This window comes from Rhodomicrobium sp. R_RK_3, assembly GCF_002198715.1.
Lineage (GTDB): Bacteria > Pseudomonadota > Alphaproteobacteria > Rhizobiales > Rhodomicrobiaceae > R-RK-3.
Genome location: NZ_MWLK01000023.1, coordinates 45,682 through 64,042, shown reverse-complemented (window position 1 = coordinate 64,042; position 18,361 = coordinate 45,682). Strand labels below are relative to the sequence as shown.

The window sequence follows — 18,361 nt, the reverse complement described above, 5'->3', positions numbered from 1 at the left end:
TGCGCGCCGACCTCTCCCAAGGGAGAGGTGGATCTGCGGCAGCGGAGGGGTCTCCCTCCCCTAATACCCGATCGCGCAGCCATCCTTCCGGGGATCGGAGCCGCCGATATAGACCTCGCCGGACTTCGCGATCAGTTGCGCGCCGCCGAAGCCGAAATTGGTCTGGTCCGGCGTCTCGACCAGGATGGTGTGCCCCTTCGCCCGCAGCGCGTCGATGGTCGCCGGCGCCATCGCGGATTCGACCGCGACCTCGCGCCCGGTGAGGAACTGCCAGCGGGGGGCGTCGGCGGCGGTTTGCACGTCCTGGTCCCAGAGCTGCGTCCGCAGCACCATCTGCACATGGCCCTGCGCCTGCATCGGACCGCCCATCACGCCGAAACTCATCAGCGGCTGGTTACCGGGCGCCATCAGGAAGCCGGGGATGATGGTGTGGAACGGCCGCTTGCCGCCCGCGACCTGATTGGGGTGGCCCGGGTCGAGCACGAATCCCGCGCCGCGATTTTGCAGGCTGATGCCCGTGCCCGGCACCACGATTCCCGAGCCGAAGCCCATATAGTTCGACTGGATGAGCGACACCATCATGCCGCTTTCATCCGCCGCCGTGATGTAGACCGTGCCGCCGCGGTTCGGCTCGCCCGCGTCGAATTGCTGGGCGATGTCCTCGCGGATCAGCTTGGCGCGGCTCGCGAGATAGTCCTCGCTGAGCAATTGCGCGGGGGTCACGTCCCGCATGTGGTCGATATCGGCGACATAGGCGCGGGCGTCTGCGAAGGCGAGCTTCATCGCCTCGATTTCCAGATGCAGCGCTTCCGGATCGTCAGGGCCGTAGCGGTCGAGACGGCAATGGGCGAGGATGCCGAGCGCCATCAGCGCGGCGATGCCCTGGCCGCTCGGCGGAATCTCATGCAGGATCGCATCGCCGAAACGCTGGCTGATGGTGCCGACCCATTCGGGATTATGGGCGGCGAGATCGTCGGCGGTAAGCGCTCCGCCATGTTCGGCGGCATGGGCGGCGATCTTCTCCGCATAGATGCCCCGGTAGAAGGCCTCGCCCTTGGTCTCGGCAATGGCTTCCAGCGTGTCGCCGGCGGGCCGGTTGACGAACATCTCACCCGCTTTGGGCGCCCGGCCGCCCGGCATGAAGGCCTCGGCGAAGCCCGGCTTGTCCTTCAGCAGCGCCGCGCCGCGTCCCCAAAGCTCGGCGATCAGCGGCGAGACGGCAAAGCCGCGCCTTGCATAATCGATGCCGGGCTCGAACAAAGCGGCGAAAGGCAGCTTGCCGAACTTCTCCGACATGGCGCGCCAGGCCGAGACCGCGCCCGGCACCGTCACCGAATCCCAGCCGCGCTGCGTCATCGCCGTCTGCCCGGCAAAGCGTTCCGGCGACCAGGCGGCCGGCGAGCGGCCCGCCGCGTTCAGCCCATGCAATTGCTGCCCGTCCCAGATGATGGCGTAGGCGTCGGAGCCGATGCCGTTGCCGGTCGGCTCGACGATGGTCAGGGTGATGGCGGCGGCCAGCGCGGCGTCGACGGCGTTGCCGCCCTTCAGCAGCATGCGGACGCCCGCCTGCACCGCGAGCGGCTGCGAGGTTGCGACCATGTTGCGCGCCAGAACGGGGGAGCGCCTGGAGGGATAGAGTGTGGCTGCGCCGAGAGACATGCAGGCTCCTTGAGCATTGGGCCGGAGCGCGTGCGGTGGGCGCCCCGGAAGAGAATGCCCCATCTTGGCATGATCGGCCGTGCTGTCGACCCTGCGCCATACGCCGCATCGGAAAGCCGAGCGCCAGCCCCCTTGGAGATGCGATTTATTCGCGATTTCGCAAGAGGCGGCGGGGACATAACTGCCGCAAGGCTATTCGTCCAGCGCTGCCTGCAGCGCGTCAAGCGCCATGCGCTTGTAGATCTCGACCAGGTCCGCGCCTTCCTTGCGGTCGACCGAGATCGCCAGCCGCATCGTCGCCTCGCCGAGCGACATCACGAAGAAGGCGGCCGTTTCCAGCCGGGCGCGGTCGGCGTCGGGGCGAAGCCGGGCCAGGGTATCGGCGACGATAGCGCCGTTGGCGCGGCTCTCGGTTAGCTCGAACGCCCTCAGGCGGGCATCGGCCTGGGTGGCGGACCAGATGTCGCGCATCACCGGGCGGTCGAGGAAGATGCCGTAATAGATGTCGATCAGCCGGGCGAAGGCGGCGCGGAACTGCGCATCGGTGCGGACCGGCGCGAGTGCGCCCTCGATGCAGGCGCGCCCTTCGCGGTTCGAGCGCTCGGCGAGGCTGCGCACGATGGCCGCCTTGTCGGGGAAATATTGATAGAGCGAGCCGATCGAAACGCCCGCTATTTCAGCCAGATCGTTCATGCGCAGCGCGTCGCTGCCGTCGCGCTCGATCAGTTGCACCGCAGCCGACAGCATGCGCTCGACGCGGTCGCGGCTGCGCTGCTGCATGGGCTTGCGGCGCAGCATCGCCGGGGCATCCCCGATGGGCGAGCGATTGGACTTGTCCTGGCTCATGCGTGATCCGATAGGCGTTGCTCTGCGGCTTGAATATGAGTATTACTCACATTCTGAGAATGCCATGATACAGACAAATTTCGGAACCGACAGCAAAACACCTTGGCGATTGGCGGATCAAGAAAAACCGGGCGCGTCCCGGCGCGGCCTTCACGCGGCGATGCGGGCCCCGCTCGATTGGCGGCGGGAGACGATCCGGGGTGCTGTCACGGCAACAGTTCCGGCGCAGGGCGGCGCGGCGATGTCGGCGGCGTTTGACTCTGGGCGCGGATGATGCTGCTAGGGATTGAGATGGCCGGACGCGGCTGCGCGCGGGCCGGCAGGGCGTAGGGGGAACCGAATGAGCAGTGAATTCGATGCGAGCCAGGTCAGCGACGAGCCGATCGGCGCCGACATTCTGGCCGACCATGACCGCACCATCGAAAGTCTGGTGTTGCGGCCGAACGCGCTGGCGAACGCCAAGCTGCATGCCGAGAACGAAATGCAGCGCATCGTCAATGTCTGCAATCGCCTCGCCTGGGGCAGCGTGCCGTCCGAGCTGCGCGCGCCGGATGCCGGGGAGAAGGCGGCGCTGCTGGCGCGGCTGAGCCCGGAGGACACCGAAAAGCTGATGCGCGAGTCGCGGCTGGGGACGGCGCAGCGCGCCTTGCTGGCGCGGATGGCGGATGCGCAGCATCACACGCTCGCCCAGTTGCAGGCCGAGCGGGACGAGATGGCCCAGCGCGAGATCGAAGCGCTGGAATGGGCGCAGTTCGAAGCCGAGGACGCCGCCGGCAAGGAACAGCGCTATCACGCCTGGCGCGCGGCGCGCGGGAGCTAGCATCGCGCGGGCTCGAGCCGATTAATGATAGCCGCCGCCTAGATGCGGCGGCGAAGCTCTTCCTCGCGGTAGCCGAAGTCAGTCAAGACGCTGCTGAGCGTGGAAGCCAGCGCGCGCGCCCTGTCTTTTGATGTGTCCAGCGAGTTGGAATATTCACTCAACTGCCTTTGAGCGCTCGTGCCGTATGTCATGATGTCATCGACGCGGCGCAGATCCGCGTGGCATCCCAGCATCTCCGCCGTCTTCTGAAGCTCCGTCAAAGTCAAGGCAATGATGTCGCTGATATTGAACGCGCTCAGCTTGCCGTCGCTTTGACCAAAAATCAGCGCCTGCAATCCTTCCCGTTGAACTCGCCAGATCGCTTCGGCCACTAGGTACGGCGGCGGATCATCGAACACGGCAAGAAGCTGCGGAGCGACTGTCGATCCGGCCCGGTTAGGCCGCCTAAGCCACCGCCGCGGCCGGGAATTGGGAGCACTCTGCCATCGGCCGGGCGCGGACAAAAAACAAACGGCAAGGCAGTGCAGAAGCGCCGTTACGGCGACGCAGTCCTCGATCCTGGGGCAAACGTCCATGATCCTGACTTCGACCGTACCGAGTTTGGTGGGTCTGATAAACCAATGTCCTTGAACAAGTTCGCCCGGTTCGCAATGCGTCTTGAGGAGATCTATATAACGATTGAACTGTTCGCCCGTCAGCTTCGGCGGCAGGCCGCCGCGAGGCAAGCCTCCGAATATTGAGGAGCGATAGGAGAGCATCCCCGTGGGCCGCCCTTCCCAAAAAGCCGAGGACGTTGTCAGCGCCAGCAAGCAAGGCAGAAAGCCTCGTAGGAAATTGTAGAGGGCAAATCGCGAGTCTTCGTCGGCTCCAAGATGAATATGCATGCCGCAACAGGCCATTCGATCGCCGATCGTCGTTTGGTAGGCCGGGGTGCGAAGCCCCCTCGTTTTACGCGGCACTCGGCTCCAGTCCTGCAATGGATGCGTGCCGCAAGCGAATGCGACGCAATTAAAATCGGCCGAGACGGATTTTAGATCCTCTCGGTTCTGCTGAACGTCCCGACGAATTTCGCTGATCGAACTGCAGATTCCTGATTTTAGTTCAACCTGATTCGAGAACAATTCATCCTCTACGCGTCCGGCTACGCGAAGGCGCAGGCTTTTGATAATGGCGGCTACGTCCGCCTGTTTAAATTCCTGGCTTAATATTGGCGAAATAAAAAACTCTTCTTCAATACCGATCGTCGGAATAATCCCCAAACGCTAAACTCCGCTTTTATACTCCAGCCAATCACCTGTCTTGATTAAATGCTTCTGCTTTACAGACCCGACATAGACATAAGTCCACGCCCGAATCTCATGATTCAACGTTGTAAATAATTTGCGCTGATAGAGCGACTTTCTCTTGTGCTCATATCGCTCGAAGCGGTCAAGAATTGGCATGACCGCCTTGTCTACGATTCTATACAGTTCGCCTTGGATTTTATATTGCCCATCAGGCCCCCGGTACCTGATGCCCGGGTAGCTTCCCAAATCGTACAGAGCCCCGGGTATGGCATCCTTCCCAAAATGATCGAGAAATTTGTCGAGGGAAAGTTCAATGTATCCCTCCTCGCCTTGGCGCAAAGAACCATAGAAAAAAACATACTCTATGGCTGTCTTACGCCATCTATAGTAAGCGGCGGTGCTTATGCCGGCGGTCTTGCACGCATTCGACACCTGCTCACCTTTGGCTATAAGCGAATCGGCGTATTTTGCCCGCGATAAATTTGCGCGCGGCTTCACGGCATGTGGCTCACTCAACCGTACATTTTTCTTCCCAGAGGCCCGAGGCAATTTCCTCGCCGCGCCTGAACTCGTCGATTTTGAAGCCATTGAACACGTATATCCATGCATCGATGACGCTGCTTGCACTATTTAGGTCCGGACCCAAACATTCAACATGCACACAGGTCCGAATGAACAAATTTTCTGATGGATCGTGTTCCGCGTTGAACCTTTCGAATTTATCGGTCATACGGAATGCTGAGTTGCGGTCGCGAAGCTTATAAGCGCTACCGTAGACATATCGCTGCCGGTCAGCCATATTGCCGCCCGTGTACCGAAGCATCGGGAATGAAAAATCTCCAGAGACATTGGCGCGCAATTCTCCATTCACCCGGGCTTTTCGCTCAGATGCCGGGTCGATGTAGTTTTGAAGGGCCGCTCCTCCTTCGAAGCGTTTGCTCCACATTTCTGCGTCTCTCAGGGTGCCATAGAAGAAGACGAATTCGTCGGCCCCCTTGGTCAAGGCTAGGTGCTTGGTGATCTTCTTAAAGCCGAAATCCATCAAATATCTGCGCAATAAGCCGCGCTCCGGCGATCGCATGACGTCGAACCAATAGTAAAAAAGCGCGTCAAGGTCGCTGTCGGAAAGAAATCCCTGTTCTTTGAGATAGAGTGTGTGCTCAAATATATTCAAGAAATTGTCGAGCTGCACCAATGTCGTTACTTCGGTGTCTCGAAGCGTTATTTCTTTATTGGTCAGTCGCTTTTGAAGCACTGGAGCCATTTTCTCGGTGAAGAAATATTCGAGCTGATTTCTTGCATCTGAAGACTTTGCGTTTAAGTAGACGTCTTTGAAAAGTTGTCGCTGCCATTTCGCTCTTTCCAGGCGTTTTTGCCGAGTGTAAAGCCACAATGCCCAAATGCCGCCAACGATAGCGGAAAGGATAAGCGAGATCGCCGCGATCGACCTGACAATCTCAAGTAACGGCGCCGACGGCGTTGGGCTTATCGTGCTTATTATATCAAAACGGCTCGCTGCCAAGTCGTAGCAATCTTTGATCATTACACCTTACAATTGTAAATTCGAGCGACTTTGCCGCTCCTACTTGTAACAAAATCGATTATGCTCGAATGCGTCGGCCAGCGGAAAATGTTGCCTTTGAATATACTGCTTAGAGCAGGGTAAGCTAATAAAGCTGCTGCTGTCTACCGCCCTGCTATTTCGCAGCGCCAGGCGCATCCCGGCATGCTGCGGCCGCTCAGAGCCGCGCGCGCATCAGCTCCGCTCCGGCGGCGAGCGCCACGAGCTTGGCCGCCGCCACCTCGCGCGGCAGCGGGGCCATGCCGCAATTGGTGCAGGCCTGGATGCGATCGGCGTCGGCATGTTTCAGCGCCTCGGTAAGCACGGCCGCCACCGCTTCCGGCGTCTCGACCGCCAGATTGGCCACATCGATGCTGCCGACCAGAATCGTCTTGTCGCTCAGCAGCCGGATCAGCGAGATCGGCACTCTCGAGCCCTGGCATTCGAGCGAGACCTGCTGGATGCGGCTGGCGTTCAGCGCCGGGAAGATCTCCTCATATTGCCGCCATTCGGAGCCGAGCGTTTCCTTCCATTTGATATTGGCCTCGATGCCGTAGCCATAGCAGATATGCACCGCCGTCCGGCATTGCAGCCCCTCGGCGGCCGCTTCCAGCGCGGCGACGCCCCATTCGCGGACGTCGTCGGGAAACACGTTGAAGGCCGGCTCGTCGAACTGGATCACGTCGACGCCGAGCGCTTCGATCTCGCGCGCCTCCTGGTTCAGCAGTTTGGCGAAGGCCATCGCCATGTCGGCGCGGCGGCCATAATGGGCGTCGGCGATGGTGTCGCAAATGGTCATCGGGCCGGGGAGGGTGAATTTCAGCCCGCGCTTGGCATGCGCCCGCACGAAGCGCACATCCTCGACATGAACCGGGACGGGCCGCTTCAGCGGGCCGGTCACGGTCGGCACATCGGCCTCATAGCGGTTGTTGCGGATGCCCATCTTGGTCTTCCGCGCCCAGTCGATGCCCTCGACCTTTTCCAGGAAGCCATGCACGAAATGCACGCGGAACTGCTCGCCATCCGAAACGATGTCGATGCCGGCATCCTCTTGCAGCTTGAGCCACACGAGAGCCGCGTCCTGCTTGGCGTCGGTCAGCTCCGCACCGCTGGCGCGCCAGCTCGCCCAGAGTTTTTCCGGCTCGGCGAGCCAGCGGGGTTTTGGCAGGCTGCCGGCGATGGTGGTCGGAAACAGGCGATCGGCTGGCATGAAAATCCTCCCCGGTCCTGGCGGCCGGCTCGCGCTCGAAGCGGCCGTCCACTTTGTCGTTGAGGCAACATTACCGGCTCCGGCCTTTAACGACAAACGAATCGCGGCGGCCTGGCCGGCCATGCATCCGGTGCAGCAACCAAATTCCATTGGCGGGGGCTTGCAAACCTGCCTACACTTTGGCGATCGAACAGGGACGCCCCATGGCCGGCCTCGTCGGGGCCTTGAAGGGCGCCGTCAGGGAGGCTTCTCGTCATGTGCCAGATCTTTTCCGGCCAAAACCCGCTCAACTACGAATGCGAAACCCGCTCGATCCGCATCGACGGCCATGTCACCTCGATCCGGCTGGAACATCTGTTCTGGCGCACGCTGGAAGAACTCGCCGCCAGCCAGAAGATGACAATGCCGCAATTCGCCTCAAAACTTTACGACGAGGTGCTGGACGCGCGCGGCGAGGTGAAGAACTTCGCGTCGCTGCTGCGCTGCTGCTGCCTGCTATACACCGGCAACAAGGCGGCGGGGATGCCGGCCGTCGAGGCGGCTAGGCCGGCGGCGGCGCTCTGCGTTACGGGGTAGGACCGAGAGCGGAATCGGCCTGGGCGCCGCGTTTTCCGGCCCTCGATTTCGGCTGCGGGCTCAGCGCGCCACGGCGGCTTCGTGCTTGACTTCGAGGTCGAAGGCGGCGGCCATCAGGGCGCGGGTGTAGTCGGATTGCGGCCGCTTGAAGATCTCCTCGGCGATGCCTTCCTCGACGACCTTGCCGGCGCGCATGACGATGACGTCGTTGGCGAGCGCCCGGATCACCCGGAGGTCATGGCTGATGAACAGATAGGCGAGCTTGTGCCGCTGCTGCAATTCGCGCAGCAGATCGACGATCTGCGCCTGCACCGAGACGTCGAGCGCGCTGGTCGGCTCGTCCAGCATGACGAAGCGCGGCTCCAAGACCATGGCGCGGGCGATGGCGATGCGCTGGCGCTGGCCGCCGGAGAATTCATGCGGATAGCGGTCCTGCGTGTCGGGGTCGAGGCCGACCTCCTCCATCTCCTTGGAGACCCGGATGCGGCGCTGCTGGCGCGTCATCTTCGGGTTCTGGATGATGAGACCTTCCTCGATGATCTGGCTGACGGAGAGGCGCGGCGACAGCGAGCCATAGGGGTCCTGGAAGACGATCTGCATGTGCCGGCGCAGCGGCCGCATCTCGCGCGAGGGCAGTCCGTCGATGCGCTTGCCGATATAGGCGATCGGCCCCTGGCTCGAGATCAGCCGCAAGAGAGCAAGGCCGAGCGTGGTCTTGCCCGACCCGGATTCGCCGACGACGCCGAGCGTTTCGCCCTCGCGCAGCTTCAGCGATAAGCCGTCGACCGCCTTCACGTAATCGACCGTCCGGCGCAGCAGGCCGCGCTTGACCGGATACCAGACCTTCAGATCGTCGGCCTCGACCACCACGGGCCGGGAGTGGTCGGCGGGGGGCGGGTTGCCGCGCGGCTCGGAGGCGATCAGGTGCTTGGTATATTCGTGCTGCGGGTTGGAGAAGATCTCCTCCACCGTGCCGCGCTCGACGATCTCGCCATAGCGCATGACGCAGACCCGGTCGGCCATCTTGCGCACGATGCCGAGATCATGGGTGATCAGCAGCATCGACATGTTGGTCTCGGCGCGGATCCGCTTCAGCAGGACGAGAATCTGCGCCTGGATGGTGACGTCGAGAGCGGTGGTCGGTTCGTCGGCGATCAGCAGATCGGGATTGTTGGCGAGCGCCATGGCGATCATCACGCGCTGGCGCTGGCCGCCCGAAAGCTGATGCGGGTAGGATTTCATCCGCATTTTCGGGTCGCGGATGCCGGCCTTGGTCAGGAGATCGACGGTCCTGGCATGGGCGTCGGCGTCGCTCATGCCCTGGTGCAGCTTCAGCACCTCGCCGACCTGGCGGCCGACCAGATGCAGCGGGTTGAGCGAGGTCATCGGCTCCTGGAAGATCATGCCGATATCGCCGCCGCGCACTTCGCGCATCTCCGCTTCGCTGGCCTTGATGAGGTCGCGGCCCTTGAAGAAGATCTCGCCGGTCGGATGGCTGGCCGCCGGATAAGGCAGCAGCTTCGTGACCGAGAGCGCGGTGACGCTCTTGCCGGAGCCGGATTCGCCGACCAGGGCGACGGTCTCGCCCTTCTTGATGTCGAAGGAGATGTGCTTGACCGCGCGCGTCTCCTTGCCGCCGCCATGAAAGGTGACGCAGAGGTTTCGCACGTCGACCAGCGTCTCGCCGGGTTTGATGATTTCAGCCATGTCCTACCGGAAGGTTTTGCGCGGATCGAAGGCGTCGCGGACCGCCTCGCCGATGAAGATCAGCAGGCTCAGCATGATGGCGATGACGAAGAAAGCGGTCAGGCCGAGCCAGGGCGCTTGCAGATTGTCCTTGCCCTGCGCCAGGAGTTCGCCGAGCGAGGGCGAGCCGGGCGGCAGGCCGAAGCCGAGGAAGTCGAGCGAGGTCAGGGTGGTGATCGAACTGTTCAGGATGAACGGCATGAAGGTGAGCGTCGCGACCATGGCGTTCGGCAAGAGGTGTTTGAACATGATCTTGATGTCGGAAAGGCCGAGCGCCCGCGCCGCGGTGATATATTCGAAATTGCGCCCGCGCAGGAATTCCGCGCGCACCACGCCCACAAGCGACACCCAACTGAAGGCCAGCATGATGCCGAGCAGGATCCAGAAATTGGGGGCGATCACGGAAGCGATGATGATGAGCAGATAGAGGGTCGGGATCGAGGTCCAGATCTCGATGAAGCGCTGGAACAGCAGATCGACCCAGCCGCCGAAATAGCCCTGCACGGCTCCCGCCGCCACGCCGATGATCGAGGAAAACACCGTCAGGACGAGGCCGAACAGCACCGAGATGCGGAAGCCGTAGATGGCGCGGGCCAGCACGTCGCGGCCCTGGTCGTCGGTGCCGAGCAGGTTCTCCGCCGAGGGCCGGGCGGGCGCCGGCTCGGGCAGGTTGAGGTTGATGGTGCGGTAGGAATAGCGGATCGGCGGCCAGATCATCCAGCCGCCCTTCTGCTTGATCAGGTCCTGCACGAAGGGGTCGCGATAGTCGGCCTCGGTCTGGAACTCGCCGCCGAAAGTGGTCTCGGGATAGGTGACGAAAATGGGAGCGTAATAATGCCCGTCATACTGCATCAATAACGGCTTGTCGTTGGCGATGAACTCGGCGAACAGCGTGACGACGAAGAGGGCGAGGAAGATCCACAGGCTGTAATAGCCGCGCGTGTTGCGCCGGAAATTGTCCCAGCGCCGCCTGTTGATCGGCGACATGGTGAACCGGCCGGGATTGGCGACCGCCAGGATCGGGGCGGCGGTTTCCAGCTCTTCCTTGGTGAGGCGGGCGTCCATCATGTCAGACCTCCCGCGTCTCGAAATCGATGCGCGGATCGATCCAGGTATAGGTGAGATCCGACAACAGATTGGTGAGCAGCCCCAGCAGGGAAAAGATGTAGAGCGTGCCGAAGACGACCGGATAGTCGCGGTTGACGACGGACTCGAAGGACAGAAGGCCGATGCCGTCCAGCGAGAAGATGGTCTCGATCAGCAGCGAGGAGCCGAAGAACGCGCCCAGGAACGCGCCCGGGAACCCCGCCACGACGATCAGCATGGCGTTGCGGAAGACATGGCCGTAGAGCACCTGGCGGTCGGTCAGGCCCTTGGCACGGGCGGTGACCACATATTGCTTCTTGATCTCATCCAGGAAGGAATTCTTGGTGAGGAAAGTGAGCGTCGCGAAGGAGGCCAGCGACATCGCGATCAGCGGCAGCACCAGATGCCAGAGATAGTCGATGATCTTCCACGGCCAGGAGAAGGTCGCCCAATTGTCCGAGGTCAGGTTGCGCAAGGGGAACCAGTCGAGGAAGGTGCCGCCGGCGAACAGCACGATCAGCAGGACGGCGAACAGGAAGCCTGGAATGGCATAGCCGATGACGATGGCGGTGCTGGTCCAGACATCGAAGGGCGTGCCGTCCTTGACGGCCTTGCGGATGCCGAGCGGGATCGAGATGCCGTAGCTGATCAGCGTCATCCACAGGCCGAGCGAGATCGAAACCGGCATCTTCTCGATGATCAGATCGATGACGCTGACATCGCGGAAATAGCTCTGGCCGAAATTGAAGGTCAGATAGTTCTTCATCATCAGGACGAAGCGTTCGAGCGGCGGCTTGTCGAAGCCATATTGCTTTTCAAGCGTCTTGATGAATTCCGGGTCGAGCCCTTGCGCGCCGCGATATTTCGAGGTGACGGCCGCATCGCCCGCATTGCCGCCGCCGGGCTGGTTCTGCCGGCTGCCGAAATCGCCCTGCGTGCCACCGATGCGGGCGGTGGCGCCCGGATCGGTGCCGGTGAGCTGGGCGATCATGCGCTCGACGGGACCGCCGGGCGCAAACTGCACGATGATGAAGCTGACGACCATGATCCCGATCAGGGTCGGGATCATCAGAAGGATGCGGCGGAGGATATAATGACCCATGGTGCAGTCGGCTTCTTTCCGTCCTATTGGCCCAGCTTGGCGGCCTTTTCGGCGTCATACCACCAGGTGTCCTGGATGCCGCGGTCATATTTCGGCTTGATCGCGGGCCAGGAGAAGCGGTCCCAAAAGGCGATGTTGTGGGCGGCCTTGTACCATTGCGGCACCCAGTAATGGCCGGCGCGCAGCACCCGGTCGAGGGCGTTGCCCGCCGTGCGCAATTCGTCCCGGCTGGTGGCGTTGAGCATTTTTTCGGTCAGAGCATCCACCACCGGGTCGGCGATGCCGGCCAGGTTGCGGCTGCCCTTGGTCCTGGCGGCCTCCGAGCTCCAGAACAGCCGGACTTCCGGGCCGGGCGTCACGTCGAGCGAATAGCGGGACATGTCGATGTCGAAATCGAAGTCTTTCAGGCGCGACTGATATTGCGCGCTGTCGATATTGCGGATCGAGGCCTGGATGCCGATCGATTTCAGCTTCTCGACCCAGAAGCCGAAGATCTTTTCAAGACTCGGCTCGTCCATCAGCAATTCTAGCGACAGCGGCTCACCCTTGGCGTTGACGCGGACGCCTTGCGCGTTGACGGTCCAGCCGGCCTCGGTCAGCAGTTTCGAGGCGGTGGTGAGCAGCTTCCTGTCGCGGCCGCTGCCGTCGCTGACAGGCGGATTATACGGCTCGCCGAAAACTTCCGCAGGCAGCTTGTCGCGGAACGGCTCCAACAGCTTCAGCTCGGCCTCGCTGGGCGGCCCTTTCGCCTCAATGTCTGAATTGACGAAATAGCTGTTGGTGCGCTTGTACAGCCCATAGAACAGGTTCTTGTTGGTCCATTCGAAATCGAAGGCGTAGTCGAGAGCCTTGCGCACGCGCGGATCGGCGAATTTCTCCCGCCTCGTATTGATGAACCAGCCTTGCGCGCCTGACGGACTGCCGTCGGGCAGCGTCACCAGCTTGACCTTGCCGTTCTTGATATGGGGGAAATTATATTCGGTCGCCCAGGTCTTGGAGGTGAATTCCTCGCGCAGATCATAGGCGCCGGCCTTGAACGCCTCCATGCCGGCGGTGCGGTCCCGGAAATATTCGTAGCGGATCTCGTCGAAATTGAACCGGCCGCGCATCACCGGAAGGTTGGCCGCCCAATAGTCCGGGCGCCGCTTGTACGAAATGAAGGTGCCGGGCTTATATTCGCCGATCTCATAGGGGCCGGACGCCATAGGGGGCTCCAGCGAGGGCTTGTAGAAGTCGACCTTGTCGTAATGCGCCTTGGACAGGATCGGCAGGCCGGCGACGATGCTCGGCAGGTCGCGCAGGTTATCGCCAGTGAAGCTGAAGCGCACGGTATGCGGATCGATCACCTCGCCCTTGGCGACGTCGCGCAGCGGCGCGGCGTAGGACGGATGCGCCTTGGTCGGGTCGCGAAGCTTCTCATAGGAGAACACCACGTCCTCGGCGGTCAGCGGCGTGCCGTCGCGGAATTTGGCCTCGGGGCGCAGATAGAAGGTCACCGAGCGCTTGTCGTCGGCGACTTCGGCCGATTGTGCGATCAGCCCATACATGGAGTCCGGTTCGTCCTGGGCGCGCACCATCAGGCTGTCGAACAGGAATTCGAGGCCCTGCGCCGGGTCGTCCCGGATGATGAACGGGTTGAAGCTGTTGAAGGTCAGCACCGAGCTGGTGCCGATGGTGGAGAGCCGGCCGCCCTTTGGGGCGTCCGGGTTCACATAGTTGAAATGCTGGAAATCGGCCGGATAGGCCAGATCGCCGAAGGCCGAGAGGCCGTGCCGTTTTTCCGCGGCGCCGGCCGGGGCGGCAAAAACGCAAAGAAGTCCAATGGTTGCGAAAAATGCCTGAGCTTTTGTGTTCACCACGTCTTTGACCTGGTTGAATTTTGCAAATTATTGAGTCGCAAGCTTTGCTGCCTTGGCCTCGTCATACCACCAAACGGTCGGAAATCCGACAGTGCGCGAGGGCAGGACATCGGGATGGCTGTATTTATTCCAATAAGCGATGCGTTGATACGGCGAATAATATTGCGGCACGATGTAGAAGTTCCAGAGCAGCACCCGGTCGAGCGCCCGCGTGGCGGCGACCAGTTCGGCGCGGTCCTTGGCGAAGATGATGCGGTCGATCAGCTTGTCGACGGCCGGGTTCTTGATGCCGATGGTGTTCTGGCTGCCGGGCCGGTCCGCCGCCGCCGAGCCCCAGAAATCGCGCTGCTCATTGCCCGGCGATTCCGACTGGCCGAAATTATCGACGATGATGTCGAAATCGAACTCATCAGTGCGCTTCTGATATTGCGCCGCGTCGATCATCCGCACGGAGACATCGACGCCGAGTTTCTTCAGCCCGTCGCGGTAGAAATTGACGATGCGCTCGAATTCCGGCTGCACGACCAAAAACTCGACGGACATTTTCTCGCCGGTCTTGGCATTCACCAGCACGCCGTCCTTGATGAACCAGCCCGCTTCCTGCAGGAGCTTCACCGCCTCGCGCCAATTCTTGCGGTCGATCTCGGGCGTCGCGCCGTTCACGGGGTTGGTATATTCGGTGGTGAACACTTCCGGCGGCACCTGGTCGCGAACCGTATTCAGGATCTCCAGCTCCTGACCCTGGGGCAGCCCCTTCGCCGCGAGCTCGGTATTCTCGAAGAAGCTGGAGACGCGCTTATACTGGCCATAGAACAGGTTCTGGTTCATCCACTCGAAATTATAGACCAGGTTGAAGGCGCGCCGCACCCGCGGGTCGGCGAATTTGGCCCGGCGCGTGTTGAGGACGAAGCCCTGCATTGCCTCAGGATTCTTGAGCTGGATGTCGCCGCGCTTGACGACCTTGCCCGCCGTGATGGCCGGAAATTCGTAATTGGTCGCCCAGCTCTTGGCCGAGTTTTCGTTGAAATAGTCGATCTGCCCGGCCTTGAACGCCTCGAATGCAACCTGGCGCTCGCGGTAATAGTCGAAGCGCACTTCGTCGATATTGTTTTGGCCGACATTGATCGGCAGGCCGGCGCCCCAATAGTCCTTCACCCGCTCATAGGTCACGTAGCGGCCCGGCTCGAAAGCCTTGATGCGGTACGGGCCGCTGCCGAGCGGAATATCCATCCAGGTCTTGGCCGGATCGCGGGCGGCGCCGCCGGCATTGTCGTAGAAATGCTTGGGCAGGATGTTGAGCTGGCCGATGATCTGCGGCAATTCGCGGTTGTTCTTTTCGTCGAAATAGAAGGTGACTTCGTGGTCGCCGGTCTTTTTCGCTTCGGAGACATTCTTGTAATACAGCGCGATGCGCGGATTGTTTTCTTTCTGCACATTGAAGCTGAATATAACGTCTTCCGGTGTGATCGGCTTGCCGTCATGCCAGCGCGCCTGTTCGCGCAGCTTATAGGTGGCCGAGGAGAAATCGGCGGGGTAGGAGACCCATTCCGCGATCTGCGGATATTCGGTCGAGGATTCGTCGAGGCTGGTCACCATGAGCTGATCGTAGATCAGGCCGAGGCCCGCCGCCGGCAGGCCGCGATAGGGAATCAGATTAAACGTGTCGAACGTCCCGTTGGCGACCATGCGAACGGAGCCGCCCTTCGGCGCATTCGGGTTCACATAGTCGAAATGCTTGAAATCCGGGCCATATTTGGGCGCACCGGTCAGGGACATGGCATAGTGCTTTTCCTGCTCCTGCGCCTGCGCGGAGGCAGCGGTCAGCGCGACGAGAGCGGAAAAGCTGAGCAATTTCAGGCCGGAAAGCAGCCGGGTCATCTTGATCTCATTTCTGGTTTGGGCGGCCAGACACGCGGCCGTACACAACCTAATTATCAGCCTTAGAATGGAACCGGGCGATGCCAAGACCAAATTAAAAATCGGTCATGCGCCGGACGATGGTAAATGCACAAAACGCAAGCACCGCCAGCCTTGCGGCGTGGCGGTGCTTGAACTTCTGAAGATGCGGCGAATGCCGGGCCATCATTTGTGCGCGGCGGACGCCTCTTTGGTGGCCGGCGCCGCGGAGGCGGCCGGCAGCGGCGGCGCATCCGGGCTGACCGAGCGCAGATAGGCGATGGCGTTGGCGCGATCCTTGTCCTGTAGGCCGGCAAAGGCCATCTTGGTGCCCGGCACGCAGGTTTTGGGGTTGTGCAGGAAGCAATTCAGCTTCTCGTAATCCCAATTGCCGCCATAGGCCTTCAGCGCTTCCGAATAGGCAAAGCCGCCATGGCTGGCGACCGGGCGTCCGACGACGCCGTAGAGATTGGGGCCGATCTTGTTCGGCCCGTCCTTCTCGAAACTGTGGCAGGCGGCGCATTTCTTGGCGACGCCGGCGCCCGCTTCCGCATTGCCGCTCGCCAACAGCACAGGCAAAGGCTGGGCGGGACCGGCATCCGCAGGGGCCGCCGGGGCGGAAGCCGCATGCGACTCGACCGGCGCCTCGGGACCGCCGCCGCGCGGATAAAGAATGTCGATCGCGGTATTGGCGCCAAATACGACCAGCAGCGCGGACAGAACCGCGCCTGCGATCATATTGACCGTCATCTTATCCATTTGCGGTCCTCTCTTCTTCCCGTCGGCTGCCGTGCGAAGTTAGCCCGCGCGCCTTACCCATTCCCCAAGGATTTTCCTTCTTGCCAATACGACAGCTCGTGGCGCAGAAAAAGCCCTCAACGCGGGCGAATTGTCTCAGCTTGGTGCGCGGCCTCCGGCAAGCCCTGGCGTCGATGGGGCGAATAAGACGGAAAGGACGCGCGAATGGCAAGACCCTTGATTGTTATCCCATCACGAATCGGCGCGGCGCGTCTTCCGCGCAAGCCTTTGGCCGACATCGCGGGCGAGCCGATGATCGTGCATGTCTGGCGCCGCGCCATGGAAGCCGAGGCGGGCGACGTGGTGGTGGCGACGGACGCGGCCGAGATCGCGGCGGTAGTGGAAAAGGTGGGCGGCCGCGCCGTGATGACGCGCGCCGATCACCCGAGCGGGTCCGACCGGGTGTACGAGGCGGCCGGTCTCTTCGACCCGAGCGGCGAGGCCGGGATCATCGTCAATGTGCAGGGCGACCAGCCCGCGCTCGACCCCGCGCTCATCCGCGACTGCCTCCTGCCGCTCGCCGACCCTGCCGTCGACATCGCCACACTGGCGACGCCGATCAGCGATCCCTCGAGCGTCACCGAGCCGAGCGTCGTCAAGCTGATCGGCACGCCGACCGGCGGCGACGGCATTTTGCGCGCGCTGTATTTTACCCGCGCCGCCGCGCCATTCGGCGCGGGGCCGCTCTATCACCATATCGGGCTCTACGCCTATCGCCGCGCGGCGCTGGCGCGTTTCGTCGCGCTGCCGCCTTCCACGCTTGAGTTGCGCGAGAAACTTGAGCAATTGCGTGCGCTGGAGGCGGGGATGCGCATCGATGCCAAGATCGCCGGCGCCGTGCCGATGAGCGTCGACACGCCCGACGACCTGGAGAAAGTCCGCGCCTATTTCGCCGCCGCCCAGTCCTGAAGTCATGGTCAAAACGATGTCATCGCCTGAGAACCGCGCCGCCAAGAAGCCCAAAGCCACCGCCGCGAAACGCCCTGGCCTCAGCGCCAAGGCCCGCAATGTCGTGCTGTTCCAGGGCGAGCTCGGCGCCAATTCGCATGTCGCGTGCCTTAACGCCTTCCCCGACATGCGCCCGGAGCCTTGCGGGACCTTCGAGGATGCGCTCGCCGCGCTGCATCAGGGCCTCGGCCGCTACGCGCTGATCCCGATCGAAAATTCCGTCGCCGGCCGCGTCGCCGATGTGCATCATCTGCTGCCCGGCTCGGATCTGTACATTGTCGGCGAGCATTTCGAGCGCATCTATCATCAGCTCCTGGTGCTGCCGGAAGCTCGGCTGGAGGATCTGAAGACCATCCACAGCCACACCCACGCGCTCGGCCAGTGCCGCAAGATCATCCGCGAACTCGGGCTGCGCCCCGTCATCGAGGCCGACACCGCCGGCTCGGCGCGGATGCTGGCCGAGGAGCGCGACGTGACGAAGGCGGTGATCGCCTCGAAGCTGGCGGCGGAAATTTACGGGCTAAAAATCCTGCGCAGCGACATCGAGGATGCCGAGCACAACACCACCCGATTCATCACTCTCTCCGCCGACCGCGACGACGCCGCATCCGGCAATGGCGCGGTGGTGACGACCTTCATCTTCCGCGTCCGCAACGTGCCCGCCGCGCTCTACAAGGCGCTCGGCGGTTTCGCCACCAACGGCGTCAACATGACCAAGCTGGAATCCTACATGGTGGACGGCGCCTTCACCGCGACGATGTTCTACGCCGATGTCGAAGGCCACCCGGATGACACGCCGGTGCGGCTGGCGCTGGAGGAATGCCAGTTTTTCTCCTCGGAATTCCGGATCGTCGGTGTCTATCCGGCGAGCCCGTTCCGAGCGCAGTTCCGCTCGAACAAGGCCTGATCGTCACGCGCGAGGGCCGTTTCGTAGACCTTGCGCGCCGGCCAGGCATCGTTTTGCTTCG

The 18,361-nt window shown here is 62.2% G+C and carries 16 protein-coding genes; 4 read left to right on the top strand and 12 right to left on the bottom strand.

Features of this window, described 5'->3' with window-relative positions; all coding sequences use genetic code 11:
• Positions 1 to 60: 60 nt before the first annotated feature.
• Both BLEFHOIH_RS13765 and BLEFHOIH_RS13760 read right to left on the bottom strand, forming a co-directional pair.
• Positions 61 to 1,659, bottom strand: a complete 1,599-nt coding sequence (locus tag BLEFHOIH_RS13765; protein ID WP_088346389.1) for a gamma-glutamyltransferase family protein — start codon at positions 1,657 to 1,659, stop codon at positions 61 to 63.
• Between the two features lie 192 nt (positions 1,660 to 1,851).
• Positions 1,852 to 2,505: a TetR/AcrR family transcriptional regulator gene (locus BLEFHOIH_RS13760; protein ID WP_245297004.1), complete on the bottom strand. Its 654-nt coding sequence runs from the start codon at positions 2,503 to 2,505 to the stop codon at positions 1,852 to 1,854.
• A 340-nt stretch (positions 2,506 to 2,845) separates the two neighbouring features.
• On the opposite strand from BLEFHOIH_RS13760, the gene BLEFHOIH_RS13755 reads away from it, so the two are divergent.
• Complete coding sequence (locus BLEFHOIH_RS13755; RefSeq protein WP_088346387.1) at positions 2,846 to 3,325, top strand: hypothetical protein; 480 nt, start codon at positions 2,846 to 2,848, stop codon at positions 3,323 to 3,325.
• Between the two features lie 38 nt (positions 3,326 to 3,363).
• Here the strand turns inward: BLEFHOIH_RS13755 and BLEFHOIH_RS13750 are convergent, their stop codons facing one another.
• From BLEFHOIH_RS13750 to BLEFHOIH_RS13735, 4 genes are all read right to left on the bottom strand, one after another.
• Positions 3,364 to 4,584 (bottom strand): YbdK family carboxylate-amine ligase, encoded by a 1,221-nt coding sequence (locus BLEFHOIH_RS13750; protein WP_088346385.1) that lies wholly within the window; start codon positions 4,582 to 4,584, stop codon positions 3,364 to 3,366.
• Between the two features lie 3 nt (positions 4,585 to 4,587).
• Positions 4,588 to 5,127, bottom strand: a complete 540-nt coding sequence (locus BLEFHOIH_RS13745; RefSeq protein WP_210191739.1) for a gamma-glutamylcyclotransferase family protein — start codon at positions 5,125 to 5,127, stop codon at positions 4,588 to 4,590.
• A complete protein-coding gene (locus BLEFHOIH_RS13740; RefSeq protein ID WP_088346381.1) occupies positions 5,120 to 6,154 on the bottom strand; it encodes a gamma-glutamylcyclotransferase family protein in 1,035 nt (344 codons plus the stop codon). Before BLEFHOIH_RS13740 ends, BLEFHOIH_RS13745 begins: the two co-directional genes overlap by 8 nt.
• A gap of 196 nt (positions 6,155 to 6,350) precedes the next feature.
• The gene (locus tag BLEFHOIH_RS13735; protein WP_088346379.1) at positions 6,351 to 7,382 is read right to left on the bottom strand and encodes a methionine synthase; all 1,032 of its coding nucleotides are present in this window, start codon (positions 7,380 to 7,382) and stop codon (positions 6,351 to 6,353) included.
• A gap of 255 nt (positions 7,383 to 7,637) precedes the next feature.
• Here BLEFHOIH_RS13735 and BLEFHOIH_RS13730 point away from each other — a divergent pair, with 255 nt between their 5' ends.
• On the top strand, positions 7,638 to 7,958 hold the full coding sequence (locus BLEFHOIH_RS13730; protein ID WP_088346377.1) for a ribbon-helix-helix domain-containing protein: 321 nt from the start codon (positions 7,638 to 7,640) through the stop codon (positions 7,956 to 7,958).
• Positions 7,959 to 8,018: 60 nt separating this feature from the next.
• Here BLEFHOIH_RS13730 and BLEFHOIH_RS13725 read toward each other — a convergent pair whose 3' ends face one another.
• The 6 genes from BLEFHOIH_RS13725 to BLEFHOIH_RS13700 form a co-directional block, all read right to left on the bottom strand.
• Complete coding sequence (locus BLEFHOIH_RS13725) at positions 8,019 to 9,665, bottom strand: ABC transporter ATP-binding protein (RefSeq protein ID WP_088346375.1); 1,647 nt, start codon at positions 9,663 to 9,665, stop codon at positions 8,019 to 8,021.
• A 3-nt stretch (positions 9,666 to 9,668) separates the two neighbouring features.
• Positions 9,669 to 10,769: an ABC transporter permease gene (locus tag BLEFHOIH_RS13720; protein WP_088346413.1), complete on the bottom strand. Its 1,101-nt coding sequence runs from the start codon at positions 10,767 to 10,769 to the stop codon at positions 9,669 to 9,671.
• 4 nt (positions 10,770 to 10,773) lie between these two features.
• Complete coding sequence (locus BLEFHOIH_RS13715) at positions 10,774 to 11,892, bottom strand: microcin C ABC transporter permease YejB (protein WP_088346373.1); 1,119 nt, start codon at positions 11,890 to 11,892, stop codon at positions 10,774 to 10,776.
• Between the two features lie 23 nt (positions 11,893 to 11,915).
• Entirely contained in the window at positions 11,916 to 13,748 is a 1,833-nt protein-coding gene (locus tag BLEFHOIH_RS13710; RefSeq protein ID WP_245297003.1) for an extracellular solute-binding protein, read from the bottom strand.
• A gap of 30 nt (positions 13,749 to 13,778) precedes the next feature.
• Entirely contained in the window at positions 13,779 to 15,629 is a 1,851-nt protein-coding gene (locus BLEFHOIH_RS13705) for an extracellular solute-binding protein (RefSeq protein ID WP_088346369.1), read from the bottom strand.
• 204 nt (positions 15,630 to 15,833) lie between these two features.
• The gene (locus BLEFHOIH_RS13700; RefSeq protein WP_088346367.1) at positions 15,834 to 16,406 is read right to left on the bottom strand and encodes a cytochrome c family protein; all 573 of its coding nucleotides are present in this window, start codon (positions 16,404 to 16,406) and stop codon (positions 15,834 to 15,836) included.
• Between the two features lie 204 nt (positions 16,407 to 16,610).
• Between BLEFHOIH_RS13700 and BLEFHOIH_RS13695 the strand changes: the two genes are divergently transcribed.
• Both BLEFHOIH_RS13695 and BLEFHOIH_RS13690 read left to right on the top strand, forming a co-directional pair.
• Positions 16,611 to 17,354, top strand: coding sequence for a 3-deoxy-manno-octulosonate cytidylyltransferase (locus BLEFHOIH_RS13695; RefSeq protein ID WP_088346365.1), 744 nt, complete (start codon positions 16,611 to 16,613; stop codon positions 17,352 to 17,354).
• Positions 17,355 to 17,370: 16 nt separating this feature from the next.
• Entirely contained in the window at positions 17,371 to 18,300 is a 930-nt protein-coding gene (locus BLEFHOIH_RS13690; protein WP_088346411.1) for a prephenate dehydratase, read from the top strand.
• Positions 18,301 to 18,361 lie beyond the last annotated feature (61 nt).

Excerpts from the sequence above, each read along its gene's own strand:
- BLEFHOIH_RS13765 (WP_088346389.1), bottom strand. The coding sequence starts at position 1,659 with ATGTCTCTCGGCGCAGCCACACTCTATCCCTCCAGGCGCTCCCCCGTT.
- BLEFHOIH_RS13760 (WP_245297004.1), bottom strand. The coding sequence starts at position 2,505 with ATGAGCCAGGACAAGTCCAATCGCTCGCCCATCGGGGATGCCCCGGCG.
- BLEFHOIH_RS13755 (WP_088346387.1), top strand. The coding sequence starts at position 2,846 with ATGAGCAGTGAATTCGATGCGAGCCAGGTCAGCGACGAGCCGATCGGC.
- BLEFHOIH_RS13740 (WP_088346381.1), bottom strand. The coding sequence starts at position 6,154 with ATGATCAAAGATTGCTACGACTTGGCAGCGAGCCGTTTTGATATAATA.
- BLEFHOIH_RS13735 (WP_088346379.1), bottom strand. The coding sequence starts at position 7,382 with ATGCCAGCCGATCGCCTGTTTCCGACCACCATCGCCGGCAGCCTGCCA.
- BLEFHOIH_RS13730 (WP_088346377.1), top strand. The coding sequence starts at position 7,638 with ATGTGCCAGATCTTTTCCGGCCAAAACCCGCTCAACTACGAATGCGAA.
- BLEFHOIH_RS13725 (WP_088346375.1), bottom strand. The coding sequence starts at position 9,665 with ATGGCTGAAATCATCAAACCCGGCGAGACGCTGGTCGACGTGCGAAAC.
- BLEFHOIH_RS13720 (WP_088346413.1), bottom strand. The coding sequence starts at position 10,769 with ATGGACGCCCGCCTCACCAAGGAAGAGCTGGAAACCGCCGCCCCGATC.
- BLEFHOIH_RS13715 (WP_088346373.1), bottom strand. The coding sequence starts at position 11,892 with ATGGGTCATTATATCCTCCGCCGCATCCTTCTGATGATCCCGACCCTG.
- BLEFHOIH_RS13705 (WP_088346369.1), bottom strand. The coding sequence starts at position 15,629 with ATGACCCGGCTGCTTTCCGGCCTGAAATTGCTCAGCTTTTCCGCTCTC.
- BLEFHOIH_RS13700 (WP_088346367.1), bottom strand. The coding sequence starts at position 16,406 with ATGGATAAGATGACGGTCAATATGATCGCAGGCGCGGTTCTGTCCGCG.
- BLEFHOIH_RS13695 (WP_088346365.1), top strand. The coding sequence starts at position 16,611 with ATGGCAAGACCCTTGATTGTTATCCCATCACGAATCGGCGCGGCGCGT.
- BLEFHOIH_RS13690 (WP_088346411.1), top strand. The coding sequence starts at position 17,371 with ATGTCATCGCCTGAGAACCGCGCCGCCAAGAAGCCCAAAGCCACCGCC.